General features: G+C 41.3%; 19 protein-coding genes and 1 pseudogene. 16 read left to right on the plus strand and 4 right to left on the minus strand.

The features are described 5' to 3' along the window. Positions 1-32 precede the first annotated feature (32 nt). The 11 genes and pseudogenes from dinG to IHV12_RS17090 all read left to right on the plus strand — a co-directional run bounded on the left by dinG (position 33) and on the right by IHV12_RS17090 (position 11,401). Positions 33-2,840, plus strand: a complete 2,808-nt coding sequence (gene dinG, locus IHV12_RS17045; RefSeq protein WP_197191560.1) for an ATP-dependent DNA helicase DinG — start codon at positions 33-35, stop codon at positions 2,838-2,840. 342 nt (positions 2,841-3,182) lie between these two features. Then, entirely contained in the window at positions 3,183-3,353 is a 171-nt protein-coding gene (locus tag IHV12_RS17050; protein ID WP_082820684.1) for a YpmA family protein, read from the plus strand. A gap of 12 nt (positions 3,354-3,365) precedes the next feature. Next, positions 3,366-3,851 (plus strand): DUF5590 domain-containing protein, encoded by a 486-nt coding sequence (locus IHV12_RS17055; protein ID WP_197191561.1) that lies wholly within the window; start codon positions 3,366-3,368, stop codon positions 3,849-3,851. A 37-nt stretch (positions 3,852-3,888) separates the two neighbouring features. After that, positions 3,889-5,073: a pyridoxal phosphate-dependent aminotransferase gene (locus IHV12_RS17060; protein WP_197191806.1), complete on the plus strand. Its 1,185-nt coding sequence runs from the start codon at positions 3,889-3,891 to the stop codon at positions 5,071-5,073. Between the two features lie 76 nt (positions 5,074-5,149). Beyond that, a complete protein-coding gene (gene asnS, locus IHV12_RS17065) occupies positions 5,150-6,442 on the plus strand; it encodes an asparagine--tRNA ligase (RefSeq protein WP_197191562.1) in 1,293 nt (430 codons plus the stop codon). A 323-nt stretch (positions 6,443-6,765) separates the two neighbouring features. Further along, positions 6,766-7,479, plus strand: coding sequence for a DnaD domain-containing protein (locus IHV12_RS17070; RefSeq protein ID WP_197130564.1), 714 nt, complete (start codon positions 6,766-6,768; stop codon positions 7,477-7,479). Positions 7,480-7,540: 61 nt separating this feature from the next. After that, positions 7,541-8,215, plus strand: coding sequence for an endonuclease III (gene nth, locus IHV12_RS17075; RefSeq protein ID WP_197191563.1), 675 nt, complete (start codon positions 7,541-7,543; stop codon positions 8,213-8,215). A gap of 404 nt (positions 8,216-8,619) precedes the next feature. Next, positions 8,620-9,120 (plus strand): annotated as a pseudogene (locus IHV12_RS22730) (peptidoglycan recognition protein family protein); the annotation flags it as partial. Between the two features lie 81 nt (positions 9,121-9,201). Next, on the plus strand, positions 9,202-9,663 hold the full coding sequence (locus IHV12_RS22735) for a peptidoglycan-binding domain-containing protein (protein WP_370568842.1): 462 nt from the start codon (positions 9,202-9,204) through the stop codon (positions 9,661-9,663). 77 nt (positions 9,664-9,740) lie between these two features. Next, positions 9,741-10,082, plus strand: a complete 342-nt coding sequence (locus IHV12_RS17085; protein ID WP_197130555.1) for a YpoC family protein — start codon at positions 9,741-9,743, stop codon at positions 10,080-10,082. Between the two features lie 56 nt (positions 10,083-10,138). After that, complete coding sequence (locus IHV12_RS17090; protein WP_197191565.1) at positions 10,139-11,401, plus strand: glycosyl hydrolase family 18 protein; 1,263 nt, start codon at positions 10,139-10,141, stop codon at positions 11,399-11,401. A 45-nt stretch (positions 11,402-11,446) separates the two neighbouring features. On the opposite strand, the gene IHV12_RS17095 is transcribed toward IHV12_RS17090, so the two are convergent. The 3 genes from IHV12_RS17095 to IHV12_RS17105 form a co-directional block, all read right to left on the minus strand. Beyond that, on the minus strand, positions 11,447-14,056 hold the full coding sequence (locus IHV12_RS17095; RefSeq protein WP_197191566.1) for a PBP1A family penicillin-binding protein: 2,610 nt from the start codon (positions 14,054-14,056) through the stop codon (positions 11,447-11,449). 100 nt (positions 14,057-14,156) lie between these two features. Beyond that, positions 14,157-14,762: a Holliday junction resolvase RecU gene (recU, locus tag IHV12_RS17100; protein ID WP_197130545.1), complete on the minus strand. Its 606-nt coding sequence runs from the start codon at positions 14,760-14,762 to the stop codon at positions 14,157-14,159. Between the two features lie 69 nt (positions 14,763-14,831). Beyond that, the gene (locus IHV12_RS17105; protein WP_197130541.1) at positions 14,832-15,077 is read right to left on the minus strand and encodes a glutaredoxin family protein; all 246 of its coding nucleotides are present in this window, start codon (positions 15,075-15,077) and stop codon (positions 14,832-14,834) included. Positions 15,078-15,208: 131 nt separating this feature from the next. Between IHV12_RS17105 and IHV12_RS17110 the strand changes: the two genes are divergently transcribed. After that, positions 15,209-16,165, plus strand: a complete 957-nt coding sequence (locus IHV12_RS17110; protein ID WP_370568827.1) for a DUF2515 family protein — start codon at positions 15,209-15,211, stop codon at positions 16,163-16,165. A gap of 34 nt (positions 16,166-16,199) precedes the next feature. Here the strand turns inward: IHV12_RS17110 and IHV12_RS17115 are convergent, their stop codons facing one another. Beyond that, positions 16,200-16,340 carry a hypothetical protein gene (locus tag IHV12_RS17115; protein ID WP_197130538.1) on the minus strand — a complete coding sequence of 47 codons (141 nt, stop codon included), beginning with the start codon at positions 16,338-16,340 and terminating at the stop codon, positions 16,200-16,202. A 213-nt stretch (positions 16,341-16,553) separates the two neighbouring features. Between IHV12_RS17115 and IHV12_RS17120 the strand changes: the two genes are divergently transcribed. From IHV12_RS17120 to IHV12_RS17135, 4 genes are all read left to right on the plus strand, one after another. After that, positions 16,554-17,069, plus strand: a complete 516-nt coding sequence (locus tag IHV12_RS17120; protein WP_197191567.1) for a MerR family transcriptional regulator — start codon at positions 16,554-16,556, stop codon at positions 17,067-17,069. A 266-nt stretch (positions 17,070-17,335) separates the two neighbouring features. Further along, complete coding sequence (locus IHV12_RS17125) at positions 17,336-17,704, plus strand: YppE family protein (RefSeq protein WP_197191568.1); 369 nt, start codon at positions 17,336-17,338, stop codon at positions 17,702-17,704. A 51-nt stretch (positions 17,705-17,755) separates the two neighbouring features. After that, positions 17,756-18,295: a hypothetical protein gene (locus tag IHV12_RS17130; protein ID WP_197191569.1), complete on the plus strand. Its 540-nt coding sequence runs from the start codon at positions 17,756-17,758 to the stop codon at positions 18,293-18,295. Beyond that, a complete protein-coding gene (locus IHV12_RS17135; protein WP_197191570.1) occupies positions 18,292-19,509 on the plus strand; it encodes a DEAD/DEAH box helicase in 1,218 nt (405 codons plus the stop codon). The genes IHV12_RS17130 and IHV12_RS17135 overlap by 4 nt, the downstream gene beginning before the upstream one ends. Positions 19,510-19,539: the final 30 nt, after the last annotated feature.

The following is a 19,539-nucleotide window of genomic DNA, read 5'->3' on the forward strand; positions in this document are numbered from 1 at the left end:
AAAACAAGCCACAGGGGAATGAGGTGAAGGCTATGACACGGCGATTTGTCGTTATCGATTTTGAAACAACAGGAAATTCAGCAGCAAAAGGAGACCGAATTATCCAGATCGGTGCGGTCGCCGTTGAGGCAGGAAAGATAACGGACAGATTCTCTACGTTCATCCAGCCAGGCGTTCCCATCCCCCCATTTATTGAGCAATTGACGGGCATCAACGACGAAATGGTGAAAGATGCCCCGTTGTTTGAAGAAGTGGCACCAAAGCTCCTTCAGATGTTAGAAGGAGCTTATTTTGTTGCCCATAATGTGATGTTTGATTATTCGTTTCTGCAAGGTGAACTCGACCATGCAGGCTATTCGCGGCTATCCATGCCGTTGATTGATACAGTTGAGATGTCAAGACTGCTTCTTTTAGGAGCAGACGGCTACCAGCTAGGGATGCTTGCAGATTATTTAGGATTAGAACACCTTAACCCGCATCAAGCTGACAGTGATGCAGAAGTAACTGCAAGACTCTTGATTCATCTATTAGAAAAGCTAGAAAATCTCCCACTCGCAACACTCGAGAGGCTCACACCTTTTCTAAAGAAACTGCAGAGTTCTTTAGAAAGCATCGTAGGGGATATGATCGCGGAGAAGTCAGCTTTTTTAGCAGATGATGAGACGTTTGATTTTTACCGAAAACTCGCTCTAAAAAAGAGACCGGATTTTGTACAATCTTCAGATGATGATTTTACAGAGTTTAAAGACGAAGAGGTTCATGATCAGCTTCAGCAGCATATGCAGCATTACGAAGTGCGGAAAAGTCAGCAGAGAATGGTCGAACTCGTGGACGAAGCTCTTCACACGAATCAGCACCTTGTGATTGAAGCGGGAACGGGTGTAGGGAAATCACTCGGTTATCTCATACCCGGTATACGACATGCGAAGGAGAAAGACCGTCCGCTTGTCGTTTCTACACATACCGTACAGCTTCAGCAACAGCTGTTAGAACGCGATGTTCCGCTGCTAAAAAGGATCATGCCCTTTGATTTTACAGCGACTCTTCTTAAAGGAAGAAATCATTACCTATGTTTAAGAAAATTTGAACATACGCTAATGGATCATCACGATGATAATTACGATATGAACTTCACAAAAGCGCAACTCATCGTATGGCTTACAGAAACGGAGACAGGCGACGTAGAAGAACTGTCGATGGCATCAGGCGGAAAGCTGTTTTGGAACACGGTAAAAAGTGATGCCAACTCTTGCTTGAACCATAGATGTCCTTGGTTCTCCAGATGTTATTATCACAAGCAGCGGAGAGCCGCGCATGAATCAGATCTTGTGATTACGAATCATGCGTTGTTGTTTACCGACTTGAAGTCTGATAATCAACTGTTGCCCGCTTATAAAGAAGTGGTCTTGGATGAGGCTCACCATGTGGAAGAAGTCGTAAGCGATCATTTCGGAAAAGAAACAGATTATTTTTCATTCGTTAAGCTCTTAGATCGTCTATCGCAGACGGATGGAGATGGAATGATGAATACATTTAGGGAGATCTGTGATCTTCTTGAGGTTCCAAAATACGAACATCATCTTGCTAACTGGGATACATTATTTTCTGATGTAAAGAATGAACTTGATGAGATCTTCAAGCAAATCAAGACGATCTGTCTACGCAAAGCCAAATCGTCTCGCTCAACTGAGTTGACGAAATTAACGCTTCGTTATACGAAAGAAGATATCGAGGCTGCCGCTTGGGAACCAGTTCTAGAGATGGAAGCACGGGCACGTCAGTTTATGGGTGATCTTGTGAAGCCTGTAAAACGTGTTTTGAAGAGCTTTGATCAATACGAAGAACATCTAACGGTTCAGCAAAAAGGTTTCTTAGTCGACCTAGAAGGCATCTTAAACGATCTGCAGGACGAGATGACAGATCTTCATCACTTATTGACTTGCCCGTTATCTGAAGAAGTGTATTGGATGGAAGCAGAGTCAAAAGGTCCAAGACACGCGGTTACACTTTTTGCGAAGCCTGTTGAGATCGATCAGATTCTAGCAGATAAATTCTTTGGCAAAAAAAGCTCGGTTGTGCTCACTTCTGCGACGATGAGTGTAAAGAACAGTTTCCGTTACTTGAGTGAGAGGCTTGGACTATTAGACTTTGGTCCGATCAGCGCACAGCTGCCGTCTCCGTTTCAATATGAACAACAAGCGAAGCTGATGGTGCCAACAGACATTCCGCTCATTAATGAAGTGGATCAGAAAACGTTCGTTAAAAAAATCTCGTCTTCTCTGTACGAGATCGCAAAAGTAACGAAAGGGCGCATGCTCGTTCTGTTCACTTCTTACGAGATGTTGCGAGAGACACACGGAGCGTTCAAAAGCTTGATGGATGCCGAAGAGTTCGTATTGATCGCACAAGGCGTTGATTCTGGAAGCCGGGCGCGTCTTACAAAGAACTTTCAGCGTTTTGATAACAGCATCCTGTTTGGTACGAACAGTTTTTGGGAGGGAATCGATATCCCTGGTGACGATCTTTCTTGTCTCGTGATCATCCGTCTGCCGTTCACACCGCCAGATCAGCCTGTGATGGCCGCTAAAAGCGAGAAGTTGAAAGCAGAAGGCGGAAATCCGTTCTATGATCTTTCCCTTCCGCAAGCGATCATACGCTTTAAGCAAGGGTTCGGCCGATTGGTGAGAAGCAGCCGAGATAAAGGAGCCGTCTTCGTCTTCGACCGAAGAATGATTGAGACGAGATACGGAAAATCCTTCATTCAATCGCTGCCAAAACTACCGGTATCGATCAAACCGATCGATGAACTCGTGTCAGAACTGGATGATTGGATGGAATAATATGTAAGGAGAAGCGGATTTTTTGCTTCTTCTTTTTTCTTTACCCTTTTCCTAAGGACATTTACTATAAAATCCCTTCTTCTTAGTAGGTTGATTGGGAGTGAAAGGTGGGAGACTCCTGTGGGACAGGTGGGCAAGTGAGACACTTATACGTAAAACGTACGAATGTGGCTCACCGCCTGCCCCACGGAAAGCGACTAACCTGCAACGGAAATCGACCATACGAAAAAGAGCTCTATTTTTTAAGCTTTTCCTTTTCATTAAAGGATTCTAAAGTACCTTTTTCACCGATTTTCTGCTATAGTAAACAAGGAAAAGATCGATGTAAGAGGAGGAAGAACCGTGGAAAGCAAAATTGAAGTTCTTTCGACGCTAAAGGTGGACAAGTCGAGTGACTTGTATAAAGTAGTATCTGAACTGAACAAAACATTAAAGCATCAAGATTTAATGTTTGGGCTCGCGTTAGATGACGAAAATAAAAATAAGATGATTTTTACGATCTATCGCACATAGGAAGGCTTAAATATGGGAAAAAAGTGGATACTTGTTGTTATTGGCATTCTAATCTTAGCAAGCTGGCAAGCTTATTATCTGTTTAATGGCGTTCAAGCAAAGCCCGCTAAAAAAGAAGCAGAAGCGGTTGAGATCGCTAAGAAAGAAGAGGACCTCGTTTCTATTACGAATGTGGATCACTTTTATAAGAACGAGACGTATTATGTAGTAGAAGGCAAGAACAAAAAAGGCACAAACAAGATCGTTTGGGTCGATAAAGACAAAAAGATTACCTCTTTGAACGCGAAAGAAGGGCTTTCAGAGAAACAGATCCTGAATTATGTGAAACAGAACCACGATGCGAAGACAATCGTCGACAGCCGTTTAGGCATGGAAGATGGCATTCCATTGTGGGAAGTGGTCTATTATGACACGAATGACCGTTACACCTACTTTTATGGGTATTTTGAAAGTGGTGAGCGATACGAGATCTATCGTCTGAAAGAATCAGATCAATAGAAATCAGATGAATAAAAAAGTGGAGGGATTTAGTAGTATGAAGCTTGCAAAACGTGTGGAGGCATTAACTCCTTCAACAACTCTAGCAATCACAGCAAAAGCAAACCAATTAAAGGCAGAAGGGCACGATGTAATCGCACTAGGTGCAGGTGAACCTGACTTTAATACACCGATACATATTATAGAAGCGGCTTACGAGTCTATGAAAGAAGGTCACACTAAATATACGGCTTCTGGCGGACTTTTATCTCTGAAAAAAGCAATCGCGAACAAGCTGATGCAAGATCAAGGCTTAACGTATGAAACGTCTGAGATCATCGTTAGTACAGGAGCAAAACATTCGTTGTACTCTCTGTTCCAAGCAATCCTTGATGAAGGAGATGAAGTGATCATCCCGATTCCGTATTGGGTGAGCTATCCTGAGCAAGTGAAACTAGCAGACGGTACACCTGTTTACTTAGAAGGAAAAGAAGAGAATGGCTTCAAGATCACAGCAGAAGACTTAACAAATGTCATCACGAAACAAACGAAGGTGCTGATTCTAAACTCACCAAGCAATCCGACTGGATCTCTTTATTCGGCTGACGAACTGCGTGCGATCGGAGAAGTTTGTCTAGAGCATGATGTGTTGATCGTTTCTGATGAAATCTATGAAAAGTTAGTTTATGGCGGAGTGAAGCACACGTCGATCGCTGAGCTTTCACCTGAACTGAAGAAACAGACGATCATCATCAATGGTCTCTCTAAATCTCATGCGATGACAGGCTGGAGAATTGGATTTGCAGCAGGTGACGCTAAGATCATCAAAGCGATGACGAACTTAGACAGTCATAGTACATCAAATCCGACAACAACATCTCAGCACGGCGCACTTGCAGCTTATAACGGTACACAAGAACCGGTTGAAGAGATGCGTCAAGCGTTTGAAGAGCGTATGAACAAAGTGTACGACCGTCTGATCACGATTCCTGGCATCACATGTGTAAAACCGAGCGGTGCGTTCTATCTGTTCCCGAATGCAACGGAAGCGGTAAGTATGACAGGATTTAAATCTGTTGATGAGTGGGTAGAAGCTCTTTTAGAAGAAGAAAAAGTGGCGTTAGTTCCAGGTTCAGGATTTGGAGCGCCAGACAACGTGAGACTTTCTTATGCAACAAGTCTTGATACGATAATGGAAGCGTTGGATCGCATCGAACGTTTTATCAACTCAAAACGCAAGTAATGATTGATTTTTAGAAAGTTCTCCTTCATAATTTTTTTTGGTAGATATTTGATAACGTACAGTGGAGGTACATGTAGTGAAAACAACGATTAAAAAGCTTAGTGAACACGTAGGCGAGACCGTAAAGATCGGTGCTTGGCTCTCTAATAAGCGTTCTTCAGGTAAGATCGCTTTCTTACAGCTTCGCGATGGATCTGGATTCGTGCAAGGGGTTGTCGTAAAGAGTGAAGTTGGTGATGAGATTTTTGCAAAAGCAAAAGGACTTACGCAAGAATCCAGTCTTTACGTAACGGGTACAGTTAAAGAGGACGAGCGTTCAGCTCTAGGAGTAGAACTTGAAGTAACAGATGTTGAAGTGCTTCATCAAGCGGTAGACTATCCGATCACACCGAAAGAACACGGAACAGAATTCTTGATGGACCACCGTCACCTTTGGATCCGTTCTAAGCGTCAGCACGCGATCTTAAAGATCCGTAACGAGATCATTCATGCGGTGAACGAGTTCTTCTACAACAACGACTTTGCAAAAGTAGATCCTCCGATCCTTACAGGAAGCTCTGCAGAAGGAACGACTTCATTGTTCCATACGAAGTACTTTGAAGAAGATGCGTACCTTTCACAAAGTGGACAACTCTACATGGAAGCAGCAGCGATGGCACTTGGAAAAGTATACTCGTTCGGTCCTACGTTCCGTGCAGAAAAATCGAAGACTCGTCGTCACTTGATCGAGTTCTGGATGATCGAGCCTGAGATGGCATTTGTGGAACACGAAGAATCTCTTGAGATCCAAGAGCAGTTCATCTCACACATCGTTCAATCTGTGATCTCACGCTGTGAGAACGAGCTGAAGACACTTGGACGTGACATCTCTAAACTAGAGAACGTTAAAGCGCCTTTCCCTCGTGTTTCTTATGACGATGCGATCAAGATGCTAAAAGAAAAAGGGTTTGACGATATCGACTGGGGAGATGACTTCGGTGCGCCGCACGAAACAGCGATCGCGGAAAGTTTCGATAAACCAGTTTTCATCACAAACTATCCGAAAGACATCAAAGCGTTCTACATGAAGCCAGATCCTAACCGTGATGATGTTGTACTTTGTGCAGACTTAATCGCTCCAGAAGGATACGGAGAGATCATCGGTGGAAGTCAACGTATCGACGACCTTGCCCTTATGGAACAGCGTTATGAAGAGCACGGATTAACAGATGATGCTTACAAATGGTACCTAGAACTTAGAAAATACGGAAGCGTTCCTCATTCAGGATTCGGTCTTGGATTAGAGCGTACAGTAGCTTGGATCTCTGGAGCGGAGCACGTTCGTGAAACGATTCCATTCCCACGTCTATTGAACCGTCTATATCCTTAATAAATTTTAAAATCTCCCTGTTATGCGGGGAGATTTTTTTATTGTTTTAGGTAGTGTAGTAAGTGTGGGAAACGTGCAATTAAGTCGTTTTGAGGAAGAATTAAGTCGTTTTCCGACGCGATTAAGTCTAAAATGAAAAAATTAAGTCAAAATCGGAACCAATTAAGTCAAAAAAAGAAAATAAAGGCGGTTCTGCAAATTTCGACAAGCTCCTAGCCTTAGCTCATCACGTCCAAAACTATTTTTTTCTCAACATTCACCAGTACAGCGAAAATAAAAAAGCTAGTTTTATATGCTATAATGTAGCAAGAGGTGTTTTAGTTATGAACGGTAATTTATTTGAACGATGGATGGCTGAAGGATCGGTCAGCATCCCTAATATGTTAATCAAAACGTACAAAAAGATCGGCCTATCCGATAACGAATGCATGTTGTTTATACAGCTTCATGTTTTTATAGAATCAGGAAACTACTTTCCGACTCCTGTTGAGCTATCTGAACGGATGTCAGCTTCAAGTGATGAAGTGTCTGCTATGCTGCGGTCGTTGATCGGCAGAGGCGTGCTCGGTATGGATCAGTTCGAAGATAAAGAAAAAGGCGTCTATTTTGAGGCTTATACGCTTCAGCCGCTTTGGAACAGACTTCTTCAAAGTTTAAAAGAAGAAGAGCAGGTCCAAAAAGAGGTACATAAGGAGCATCAGGAACAGAACGTATTTGTTCGTTTTGAAAAAGAGTTCGGTCGTCCTTTATCTCCAATGGAGCTTGAAACGCTTAAAATTTGGATGGATGAGGATCAACAGTCTCCAGAATTAATTCTCTCTGCATTAAAAGAGTCCGTTTTATCTGGAAAGTTGAATTTCCGATATATTGATCGTATTTTATTCGAATGGAAGAAGAACGGCATTAACAGTCCTGAAGCTGCAAAAACGTACGGTGAAAAATTCAGAGTGAGACAGCTGCAAAGAACAGGTAAACAAGAACAACCGAGAAACGATACAGGTATCAAACGACCACAATACAACTGGCTGGAATCGTAATACTTGAAAAGGCCTTATTATTCTAAGGTCTTTCTTTTTTATAACAGGAGGTAACATACACGTGTTAAACAAAGCACAGATTCAATTTTGCTTAGAGCAGATCGAGGATATGTTTCCGGACGCTCATTGCGAACTTCATCACTCGAACCCATTCGAGCTTACGATCGCGGTGCTGCTGTCTGCTCAATGTACAGATGCGCTCGTTAATAAAGTCACACCGAAGCTTTTTGAAAAATATAAAACGCCGCAAGATTATTTGGACGTAACGATAGAAGAGCTGCAGGATGATATCCGATCGATCGGTCTATACCGAAACAAGGCGAAGAACATTCAAAAGTTGAGTGAACTCGTTTTGAACGAATACGGAGGAGAGATTCCGAAAGATCGAGATGAACTGACGAAGCTGCCCGGGGTAGGGCGAAAAACAGCAAACGTGGTAGTGTCTGTAGCATATGGTGTTCCTGCTATCGCCGTTGATACGCACGTTGAACGGGTTTCTAAGAGGCTAGGCATCTGTAAATGGAAAGACTCTGTTCTGCAGGTAGAAGAAACATTGATGAAGAAGATTCCAAAATCGCTTTGGGGGGCAACTCATCACCGTTTGATCTTTTTTGGAAGATATCACTGCAAAGCACAAAATCCAAACTGCCCAGAGTGTCCACTCCTCTCCATCTGCCGAGAAGGTAAGAAGCGGATGAACCAAAAAGAGAAAAAGAAGCTGTCACAAAAAAGATAGCTTAAAACCGTAACCGCCAGTGGAGTTACGGTTTTTCTTTGTATTTGAATCTGGTAGGTAGTGATGGACGGCACTCATAGGGGGTACTTTAGTGAGGTGAGGTTGTCATGATTTGTCGACCCGCTGATATATGGTGAAAACTAGCCGAATTATTGTCCCAACTCGCCGAATTATGTATGAAATTTCATGGATTATTGAAGAAATTTCCTGAATTTTTCTTACATATACCATTGCGGGTATGCTAAAGAAAGCTTCAGAAACAACATCAAATTCATTTCACAAGGTCTAAACAGCCGAACAAACCCTCAAATACTAACAAATCGTCTGAAAATCTGCACAAAAACCCCCTATGTACAAGCAATCACTTTCTTTCTACATACCATATAGAAAGGAGTGATGTTTTTGTGTCATATTCAATCACATATGACTATATTAAGTTAGGTAATGCAAGACCTGGTACGAAGCTTGACGGGCCATTCTTCGGAGTCGCTCACGATACGGGAAACCCAGGGACTTCCGCCCGAAACAACCGAAACTATTTTAACAACCAACAACCGAGTGCGAGCGCACATGTTTTTATAGATGATAAAGAGATCCTTGTGATCATACCGCTCGATGAAAAAGCGTATCATGTTCAATATGGAACACGATTGGACAACCTGCGTTTTGGTCGAGAATCGAATGATGCAGCGATCGGTGTGGAACTCTGCTGGGGAGGCGGGATCAATTTTCAAGAAGCGTATAAACGTTACGTCTGGTTCTGGGGTTACCTTTGCAAAAGATATAACTGGAGACCACAAGAAAAGATCGCAAGCCACAAACAATTAGATCCAGGGCGAAGAACAGATCCAGATAATGCTTTAAATCGTTATGGAATCACATATGACCAGTTCCTAAAAGATGTAGAGAATTCTATATCCAATCAAGCAATCCCAACACCAGCACCAAAACCTACTCCAAAACCAATACCAGGAGCTAACACTAGTATTTTAAGAAGTGGGGACACTGGTCAAAGAGTTAGAGATCTGCAGAACAAACTAAAACGAGCGGGTTACTCGCTTGTAGCAGATGGGATATATGGTCCAAATACAGAAAACGCCGTGAGAGCTTTCCAAAGAAAATACAAACTAGCAGTTGATGGAATCGCTGGACCGAACACGTTAAATAAGTTAGATGCTGTGTTAAAGCAGCCAGCAAAACCATCACAGCCGACAAAACCAAAGCCTGGAAGTTCTAACGGAAGCGCTGTTGTACCGTATCCGGGCTATGTCATCAAAAGAGGTTCAACTGACTCAAGCAATGTAAGCCGAATACAACGTGCATTAAATATTACGGCGGATGGCATCTTTGGCTCACAAACGGAATCTGCAGTAAAAGCTTATCAAAAAAGAAAAGGTTTAGCTGTAGATGGAATCGTCGGACAAGCCACTTGGAATACACTCTTTTAAAGAGGTACAATAACTTTAGATAAGAGATTATCTTTTGATAAGCTCTTTTTTTTGGATAAAAAGCGGAGGCGTTCTAAATGAATGAGAAAATAGAAAACATTTTTATAGAGTGGAAAGAGAAGTCAAAAGAAATTGCGTTACACTTTAAGAATCGTAACAAACAACAAGCAAAAGAACCAATGAAATACTTCTTACAACAGCTTTTGAAAACGATCTATATGGGAAATGGCGTGCAGCCTGATGATTTGATGAATTACAAAAACGATTTAAAGGAATTCAAGCACATACCTGTGAATGCGATCGAGCGGCTTACGTTCATTGAAGATCAGCTGGATCACTATCAATCGTACATACAACTCAGTGAGTTATTTTCTGAGTGGGAAAAGAAAAGTGTCATATTAAAAAAGCGCAGTACATAAGGACAAGACACTTGGACATATGATGATGACATGAGACGTTTTTTAGGAGGGGTATCATGCAGATTCATGTGGTGAAACGGGGCGATTCTCTTTGGAGACTTTCGCAGTACTATAAATTGCCGTGGCAGGAGCTAGCTACGGTTAACAGATTGTCAGAAAAAGACGTGCTAACAGTAGGACAGACACTTTTTATTCCAACACCGTTTACGTATACCGTTCAGCCTGGTGATTCATTAGAGGAGATCGGAAACAGGATCGGTGTATCTGTCGCACAGCTACAGCAGGCAAATCCCGGTGTGACAGATAGCAACCTCCGGCCAGGAACGCAACTGAACGTTCCACAGCGTACGAAGAAAACGATCGTCACGAACGCGTTTGCAGAACCTAATCCGAAAGCACAAGCCAATTTTGATGCGGCCGCAAGAGCGCTGACGTACATTACGCTTTTTAGCTATGAAGTGAACGAGAAAGGCATATTCAAACCACTGAATGATTCCGAGTTCTTAAAAGATGCTAAAAATAAAAACGTGCGCCCGATCATGGCGATCACGAACATAAAAGCCGGAGAGTTTAGTGAAGAAGTCGGAACAGCGATTCTAACGAAAAAAGAGATTACTGATAAAGTGATAAACGAATCCTTACGAATCATGAAGCAAAAAGGGTATGAAGGGATCTCGGTGGACTTTGAGTTCTTAGGAAAACAAAACAAAGAAGCATACAATCAGTTCCTAAGAACGCTCACAGAGAAGATGCATCAAGAAAATTTCATCGTCATGACCGCGGTAGCACCAAAGATCTCAGGCACACAAGAAGGAGAATGGTACGAATCGCATGATTACAAAGCACACGGTGAGATCGTCGATTATGTGATTTTGATGACGTACGAGTGGGGATATAGCGGGGGACCGCCGATGGCCGTCAGTCCGCTTCCATCTGTAAAAAAGGTGCTCGACTATGCAGTGAGTGTGATCGATCCAAAGAAAATCTTGATGGGCATCAATCTGTACGGCTATGACTGGACGTTACCGTATAAACAGGGTGGTGAGTTTGCGAAAGCACTAAATCCGGTTCAAGCGACACAGCTAGCTGGAAAGCGGCAGGCTGCGATTAAATACTCCAGAAAAGATGAAGCTCCATATTTCCGTTATTGGGATAAACAGAAAAAAGAGCATGTGGTATGGTTTGAAGATCTTCGAAGCATGAGAGCAAAGTTTGATGTGGTCGACCAATACGGCTTTGCAGGAGTAAGCTTTTGGAACCTTTCGTTTGGTTATCCTGTATTTTGGAACTATTTGATCGATCGATATAACATCAAATAGAAAAAAATCCGCCAGCTAAAATCAGCTGACGGATTTTTTTAATCTTTATTGATTGAGAGGAGGGATGAGCCCTCCACCGTTTTGTTGTCTGTTTCCCTCTTGTCCAGGAGGTGTAGGGGTTGTACCAGGTTCACCTTCTGTAGGTGGCTCTGTCCCAGGCTCTTGTCCTGGAGGTGTGCCCGGTTGTTCACCTTCACCGCCTCCTTGATCTGGAGGAGTACCAGGTTCACCTTCTGTTGGCGGCTCAGTTCCAGGCTCTTCTCCAGGAGGAGTACCAGGCTCTTCGCCTTCACCCTCACCAGGTGGTGGCTCTTCACCTTCAGGGCCTTCTATCGTAATCGAAGTTCCTGCAGGATCACTTTCTGTGTTGTTCTCACTGTCGATCGCTATGACTTGGAACGAATATTTACCAGGAGCAGGTGCTGGAACAACGAACTTCGTATCGTTGATCGTTGCACGTTCCTGCATCGGTCCATCGTTATAGCTTGCGAGAACTCTAAACGTTACCCCTTTTTTCTTACCATATTTCCATTTAACTTCGATCTCGTTTTTATCTTCTTTGTATTTCGCTTCTAATCCTTCGATCGAAGAAGGTTTTTCATAGCTATCACTGATCCCAGGAAGGTCAGATCCTTTAACGAAAAGCTCGATGATCTTCTCAGAATCAGGTGTGAATTCACTTGCGCGTTTACCTGTTCCTTTTTCCATCGCGACTTCCGTTACGGATTTCGGCTTCTTGAAGTCGGTGTTCTTATGATCTAACTCGCTCATGATATCACGGAAGATCTGCTTAGAATAATCGGCTTCATTGTCGTTTAGATAGAGACCGTTACCTTCTTTGTCTTTGTTCTCGGCATAACCGGTCCAAACAGCTGCTGTATAAGTAGGCGTATAGCCCGCCATCCAAGCATCTTTCGTTGCCCCATCAGGAAGACCGTACTTATCGCGATCCTCTTTAGAATAGTTTGTTGTACCTGTCTTACCCGCTAAGTTAAGTCCACTAACGTTCGCTTCACGACCAGTACCTCTATCCATAACATCTTTTAGCATATCTGTGATCATATAAGCTGTATAATCTTTCATTGCTGCTTTTGGTTCTGAATCAACTTCAACGACACGTCCATCAGGGAATTCAACTTTACGTACCGTAGTTGGTTTTGAGTAGATCCCTCCGTTACCAAACGATGTATAAGCACCAGCTAATGTAAGAGGGGAGATACCACCGTTGAATCCACCGATTGCGTAGGATGGATAAGTTGTATCTGGATCTAAATTAAAACCTAACTTATTTGCAAAATCTGTTGCTTCTTCAGCGCCAACCTCTTGGAATGCTTGAACAGCAGTCGTGTTCTTCGATTCAACGAGTGCTTGACGCATTGAGATGTCTCCAACGTTTCGGTCGTTAAAGTTGTTAATCGTAATGTCTTTTAGTTCTACTGGTTCATCTTTCAAGATATAACCTGTGTTCCATTGTTTGTTTTCAATCGCAGGACCATAATCAAGGATAGGTTTAATAGTAGAACCGGGCTGACGCGTAATTTTTGAAGAGAAATAATTACTTAATTGACCGCCACGTCCACTTCCAACAGCACGAATTGATCCTGTCTTCGTATCAACTAAAGCAACTCCAGACTGTAGGTATTCATGCTCTTCATTTAATTTCGCTTTTAACACATCTTCAGTTGTTTGCTGAGCTTTCGTATCTAAATTTGTATAAATTTTAAGCCCAGATGAATAGATATCTGCTTCTTCAAGACCTTCAATATCTTTGAGATCATCAATAACCTGTTTAATGTAAGCATCATAAGGTCGAGTTTCAGTCTTAACTTCGCCTTCTTTGATCATGTCTTTAACAGAAATGCTTTTAGCTTTTTCTGCTTCTTCTTTTGAGATGAACTTATGCTGAGCCATTAAGTTCAATACAACGTTACGTCGATGTTCTGCTTCTTTTGGATTTCTAGTAGGATCATAATAACTTGGTGCTTTTGGCAGACCAGCTAATAGAGCTGCTTCTTGCACTTCAAGTTGATCAACATCCTTGTTGAAATATACTTTTGCGGCTGTTGCAATTCCATAAGCATTGTTTCCAAAGTAGATTTTATTTAAATACATTTCAAGAATTTGATCTTTTGAATATTTCTGTTCCAATTGAACAGAAAGATAAGCTTCGCGAATCTTACGAGTAAGAGATTTCTCATTTGTTAAAACGGTGTTCTTAATAACCTGCTGAGAAATCGTACTCGCACCTTCTGCTCCAAAGCCTTCCCTAACGTTAGCGAAAGCGGCACCAGCGATACGACGTACATCTATACCGCTATGCTCACGGAAACGTACGTCTTCTGTTGCAATAAAAGCATTTTGTACAGGTTCTGGAATTTCATTAATCTTCACACGAATTCGTTTTTCTTCACCTGCAACAAGAGAAACTTCCTTGTCGTTCATATCCATAATCTTAGAGGATACTGGTGTTTCTAGTTTCTTAGGATCTAATTTAGGAGAGGTCGCGGCAATAACGCCGATCGTTAACAGTCCTAAAACGCCTAATATAAGAGCAAGGATCAACAGAGTCTTCTTCCAGTTACGTCCTCGTCTAGGTTTTTTAGTTTTTGTTTTAGTTGCCGGTTTGGAACCATCACTAGATTGTCTGCGTTCCATACGGCTTCGGTAATCTTTTGACATTGTTTTACCAACCTTTCAACTTCATAAAAAATGAACACGTTCAATTATTCGACGACATTTGACAATTTATGAACGACTAGAAATAGACAGAATCTACCACTTGCAAATAATGGAGCCGAGGTTGATACCCGATATTTATAGAATGTCCCTTTTCCTCGATTTCACCCTTCGGAATGGATTTTCTGCCTTCTCTCTGTTCGTTCCAAAACGTGATCAAGTGAGAACTGTCGAATAGATAGCTCTCATCTGTTGCAGAGAAACGAAGGATGACGAACGAGATCCCACCATGATCTAAGATGTGCTGCATATGAAGTAACTGATGTTCATGAAAGTTCTTTAGTGGGAAGCTCGTCTTATTCTTTGTTTCTTTTGCCTCAAAGTCAATGTATCTTCCTTTATACACCCCATTGTAATCTGTCGTGGAAGCGAGTTTAAAGTATGCTTCACGAATGACAGCGGCAGATCGTTTTGGATATTCTACATTTACGATCTGAACCGGAGTAGGTTTCTTATGGATGATCGCTTGATTGGTTAAAAGATAATATTCGTTGCTCTGATTGATATCATCTTCTAACGACATTCCTCTGTTGCTGTACGAAATATCCTTTTTGATAGAAGATGAAGATTGTTTTTTCACGATAGAAGTCACTTTCTTACCGTTTGGATAATGAAAGGTACCCATGATTCATCTCCTTTACAACGAAAGATGGCTATGCGCATGAAAAAAACGATACACATAGCCGTTGGATGTTTACTTTTTTAGTAGTCGAGAAAGTTCTTCTTCTACAAAGCCCATGACGACTTCTTTTGCGTCCTCCGTTTCAATAACGGTAACAGGAGTTGCAGAAGCGCCGAGGTCAATCACTTCTTTCATATAGGCATCATTTTTACGAATATCTCGTTCTTCAAAAGGAATCTCGTTTGCTTTTAGCCACTCTTTTTCTGCAAAGCATGGAGGGCACGTTTCTTGTGTATAAAGTATTACTGTCTTCGCCAAAGGTCTATGCCTCCTTTTTCCAAATACATCTTTCATAACCATTAGTTTACTCTTTTTTCTTATATGACACAAATATTTTATAACACGAAAGCGAACGATAGAAAATAGGACAAAAAGCATGGAGGAAGAGCGTGGTACAGCATAATGACGATATCATTCAACACATTTTGAAACGTACGAATTCACAAAATCGTGACAATATTTCACGTACCGTAAGCTATGCCACATTTTATAAACATAACCCTGAAGTAAGGTGGGCGATGCTCGCAAGTCTTGTTTCGAGAAATGCAGGTTACAGCATGTGTGACTTAAAAGGGGACTGGTTGCCTAGAATGTTGTCTAGGGATACTAGAAAGCATCTATTTCTAACATATGAACGGGCTAACTGGCTGATCTTTCAGGATGCGTATCCACAGCTATTGATCTATGAGTACTCAAAGAAACAGGGTCAGCCATATTTTCATCTGCTCAAATACTTTGGTGTTTCTACATTTATGGTTCATGAGTGGGAAAAATTCTGGAAAGAGAAAGATTTGAAGCGAATTTGTACGTCTTTAATCATTAATGAACAACACGTGATCGAAAAGCCAGTTATAGAGGATGGGTTCTATAAGAAGAGGATCTTTTCAAAGGTACCGTTTCTCTTTCAAGATTATATGCATTTTAGTACCGTGCTTTTTCCTGTTGAGAGTGGGGAAGTGATTGGAATATCCGTCCATGGATTTAAAAAGACGAAAAATAGGATTGAAACAGGAAAAAAACTATACACCATTTTGTTTGAATCAAAGTGGAGTGAAGAGATTCTTTCTTTTGCTGATAAAGTCACTCACACCGGATCTAGACATGATTTTGAAACCTACATCTATCCCGACAAAAAAAGAGAGACTCCTTTCTTAAGACTTGCGTTTCCGATCATCGAGCATAACCGGTCGGACACAGGAGATTGGTACCGAAAGAACATGAACACTGAAAAATTTTATGAACCCGTAAAACCATTGCATTCCATTTTGTTAACCGATTGGTACAAACAAAAACAAAGGCAGCTTAAAATAGGAATCCTCTTAAAAGAGTGGATCTTGCATGCATAAAAGAAGACGGCTTTTTTGAGCCGTCTTTACTGATTTATGTGCTAGGGATATCAGGGCCGTTCAGCTTTTTGTCACCATAGCCTGTGCTGTTCTTTTGCTCTCTTTTTTGAGTACCCGTTTCTTCTTGGTTCGTGTACTGATCCTGCTGTTTTTGCTGTTTGCTGTCTTGGTTCATGTTGGCACCTCCTTTTTAAATCACCTGAACTGCTCTTAGTTTTGGAGTTGTTGCGACTGAATATACAAACAATCAACAAATTGAGTGTCGAAATTGTAATGATTCCGTTGTATTCCACTTTCTTTGCCGAATGAAAACTAGTTTTGTCAGGTGTGAAGGGGATGAAGTGAGGATGCTAGAAAATAGTACTCACAAGAAAACGGGGAGGGATTCATGATGGAAATGGTGTTGATGAAAACCAAAACGGTCTCTGAAGAACTTGGGGTGAATCCAACAACAGTTCAGCGTTGGGTCAGACATTTTAACATACAATGTGACAAGAATGAGCATGGTCATTATCTATTTAAGCAAGACGACATCGAGCAGTTAAAAGAGATTAAAGCTCAACTCGATAACGGACTTTTGATGAGTGACATACAAGTTCAGTCGATGCATTCAACAGAGCAATCAATGGAACTACCAACCCAATTTGAAGATAAATTTAATCGTTTGAATAAAGCGATAGAGGCACTGGAAAAGAAAGTGGAAGAAAAAGCAGATGGTGTGGTGTCATATCAAATGCTGCAGCATGCAACAGAGCTTGAAGAATTGATCAAAAAGATGGAGAACATGGAAGCGCGTCTGCAAGATCTAGAAGTGGCACTTCTAAAGCAGGATTATCCTGAAGAGCGACTATATGTAAAAGAAAAAGCAAAGAAGAACTGGTTTGTCAGTTTGTTTACGCTATAGAATGTATATGAGGGAAGTTGATTTCCGTTACAGGATGCTCGCTTTCCGTGGGGCGACCGGTGAGCCACTTGCCGCTTTGCGCTTCTAAGTGTCTCACCTGACCACTCGTCCCACAGGAGTCTCGCACCTTTCACTCCTATCAACTTTCAAAGTAGCAAACAACATACAAAGCTAGCTCTCTGCTACAAAAAAGACCGAAAAACAAATCAAAAAGTGTAAGTCTCTTCATTCTTTGGTAGGATATAAAGAATGGGGGGACTTTTTTAATGGACCATTTATATACATTAACGACAAAACTAATCGCTGATATAGATGAAGCATTTCATATTTATAAGACAGAAACCAAAACGAGAGAAACGGAAGCGGACTTTTTTACAGAGGTGAAACCTTTTGCCGATCGCATCCATTTTCGCGTGAAAGACTGGGAGCCACTCGCGAGAGACTGGGTGATCGCTAACAAACCCAAGTATCTATACCCGATTCAGATCAAGACCGCTGCTGAAAATATCGGCTATTTAGGCGTTTATGTCTTTCAAAAGAAAATGAAAGACAAACGGATCACAGAGATGGTGAAATCTGTTCTCTATGTATTGAACCAGATGAAAAATCAAATGGCGGAAAACGAGAATCAATAATTTCACGTACCGTACTAAAATATTGTTTTTAAAAATTAGGGAGAGAACAAGATGTATCATCCATCTGTTTATGATAATCTAAAGGTTGTGCTCGAAGGAGCTGTGTACGACCTTGATTTTTCAAGAGAAATTGAGATCATTAATCGTAAAGATTTAATGGATCAAGCAATCATCGAAAGAAATTATTGTATTGATTTTGTAGTTTCTGCAATCGGGGAATCTATGAGAGGGACGATTTCCTTAACTTCAAATCTAGAAGACCTGGCTATGGAGAAGTTAAACGATAACCCAGAAGGAGCAGGCAGTAAGATATCCTGTGTGATTGAGACTCCCGTTTATGAAATTGAAACAGATTGCAAACAACTTCAATCCATACTGAAAAAATGGGGAAGCGGAGATTTAAAAGGTGACATTCAGCAAAAACTTACTTATATATATGGACAACCAAGACATGTATTTACCAACACGATTTCTATACAATTGCAGAAACCGGTTGCTGAAGAAGAACCTGAACGAATTTCATCCGTACTTGAACAATTAATTGCGTCAATGAAAGAAATGAATGAATATTTTAAGGGGTATAAAAAATGACACAATCGCTACAAAACTTTCCGGAATTTATCCAAAACGCTTGGAACAAAAGCGGATTTTCAGCATTTACAGATATTCAAGAACGAGCAATACCTGAGCAGTTAGAAAACAAAGATTTAATCATCGAATCTCCAACTGGGACAGGCAAGACTCTTGCTTATGCTTTGCCTGCACTATCAAAGTTAAACCCAGAAATTAAGAATGCTCAAGTGCTCTTTTTAGCGCCAACACGAGAACTTGCGATGCAAATATACGAGGTATGTCAGAAGTTCAGCGAAAACAGCGGACTAAGCGGGGCATCTCTCATTGGTGGAGCAAACATGCAGCGTCAGTTGGATAAATTGAAAAAGAAACCACAATTTATCGTAGGTACTCCTGGGCGAGTAAAAGAATTGATCCAAAATAAAAAACTTAAAGTGCATGAAGTAAAAACCATTGTGATCGATGAAGCGGATCACATTATTGAAGCTGGATTTAACGGAGACGTTGAACAAGTAATCGCAGCTACTTTAAAAGACCGTCAGCTTGTATTCGTATCCGCTACGATCAATAACAAAACAGAAGACTGGTCAAGAAAATTAGCAGTAGCACCAGTTATCGTTAAAGTAGAAAAAGACTTAGTAAAGAGCGAAGTCTCGCATACGTTTATGGTGTCTGATTACCGTGATAAAGTCGAAAACTTGCGCAAACTTATTCGTCATACTCCTGGAATTAAAGCGATGGTCTTCATCAATAGTTCGATGAAGATGGATGAGTTCGCAACAAAACTTGAGTACAAGAAGATCAAGCTAGGTGTATTGGCGGGTAATTCAACTAAACAAGATCGTCAAAAAGTAATCAACGACTTTAAGAATGGAAAGATTCCTGTTCTTCTAACAACAGATGTTGCGACACGTGGATTAGATATTCCTGACGTTACACACGTTGTTCATTTTGAAATGCCAGAAGACGTAAAGCAATACGTCCACCGATCTGGAAGAACAGGGCGTATGGGCAAAGAAGGTACAGTCGTTTCCTTAGTAACGAAAGCAGAACTAACTTCTGTGAAAAAATGGACTGCGAAGATGAACGTACCTCTTCAAAAGCAGCTGCTTGAAAAAGGACAAGTCATCGTAGAAGAAGGTGTTAATAAAGGATCATCAACTAAACGAACTGCTCCAAAAAACGAGAAAAACATGCAGAGAAAGTCTGAAGGATCTAAAAAAAGAAGATAGTTGCAATTAAAGGATTTTTCATAAACCGAT

This window comes from Fictibacillus sp. 7GRE50 (assembly GCF_015903875.1).
GTDB lineage: Bacteria > Bacillota > Bacilli > Bacillales > Fictibacillaceae > Fictibacillus > Fictibacillus phosphorivorans.

Excerpts from the sequence above, each read along its gene's own strand:
- dinG (WP_197191560.1), top strand. The coding sequence starts at position 33 with ATGACACGGCGATTTGTCGTTATCGATTTTGAAACAACAGGAAATTCA.
- IHV12_RS17055 (WP_197191561.1), top strand. The coding sequence starts at position 3,366 with ATGGGAAAAAAGTGGATACTTGTTGTTATTGGCATTCTAATCTTAGCA.
- IHV12_RS17060 (WP_197191806.1), top strand. The coding sequence starts at position 3,889 with ATGAAGCTTGCAAAACGTGTGGAGGCATTAACTCCTTCAACAACTCTA.
- IHV12_RS17070 (WP_197130564.1), top strand. The coding sequence starts at position 6,766 with ATGAACGGTAATTTATTTGAACGATGGATGGCTGAAGGATCGGTCAGC.
- IHV12_RS17085 (WP_197130555.1), top strand. The coding sequence starts at position 9,741 with ATGAATGAGAAAATAGAAAACATTTTTATAGAGTGGAAAGAGAAGTCA.
- IHV12_RS17090 (WP_197191565.1), top strand. The coding sequence starts at position 10,139 with ATGCAGATTCATGTGGTGAAACGGGGCGATTCTCTTTGGAGACTTTCG.
- IHV12_RS17095 (WP_197191566.1), bottom strand. The coding sequence starts at position 14,056 with ATGGAACGCAGACAATCTAGTGATGGTTCCAAACCGGCAACTAAAACA.
- recU (WP_197130545.1), bottom strand. The coding sequence starts at position 14,762 with ATGGGTACCTTTCATTATCCAAACGGTAAGAAAGTGACTTCTATCGTG.
- IHV12_RS17115 (WP_197130538.1), bottom strand. The coding sequence starts at position 16,340 with ATGAACCAAGACAGCAAACAGCAAAAACAGCAGGATCAGTACACGAAC.
- IHV12_RS17120 (WP_197191567.1), top strand. The coding sequence starts at position 16,554 with ATGATGGAAATGGTGTTGATGAAAACCAAAACGGTCTCTGAAGAACTT.
- IHV12_RS17125 (WP_197191568.1), top strand. The coding sequence starts at position 17,336 with ATGGACCATTTATATACATTAACGACAAAACTAATCGCTGATATAGAT.
- IHV12_RS17130 (WP_197191569.1), top strand. The coding sequence starts at position 17,756 with ATGTATCATCCATCTGTTTATGATAATCTAAAGGTTGTGCTCGAAGGA.
- IHV12_RS17135 (WP_197191570.1), top strand. The coding sequence starts at position 18,292 with ATGACACAATCGCTACAAAACTTTCCGGAATTTATCCAAAACGCTTGG.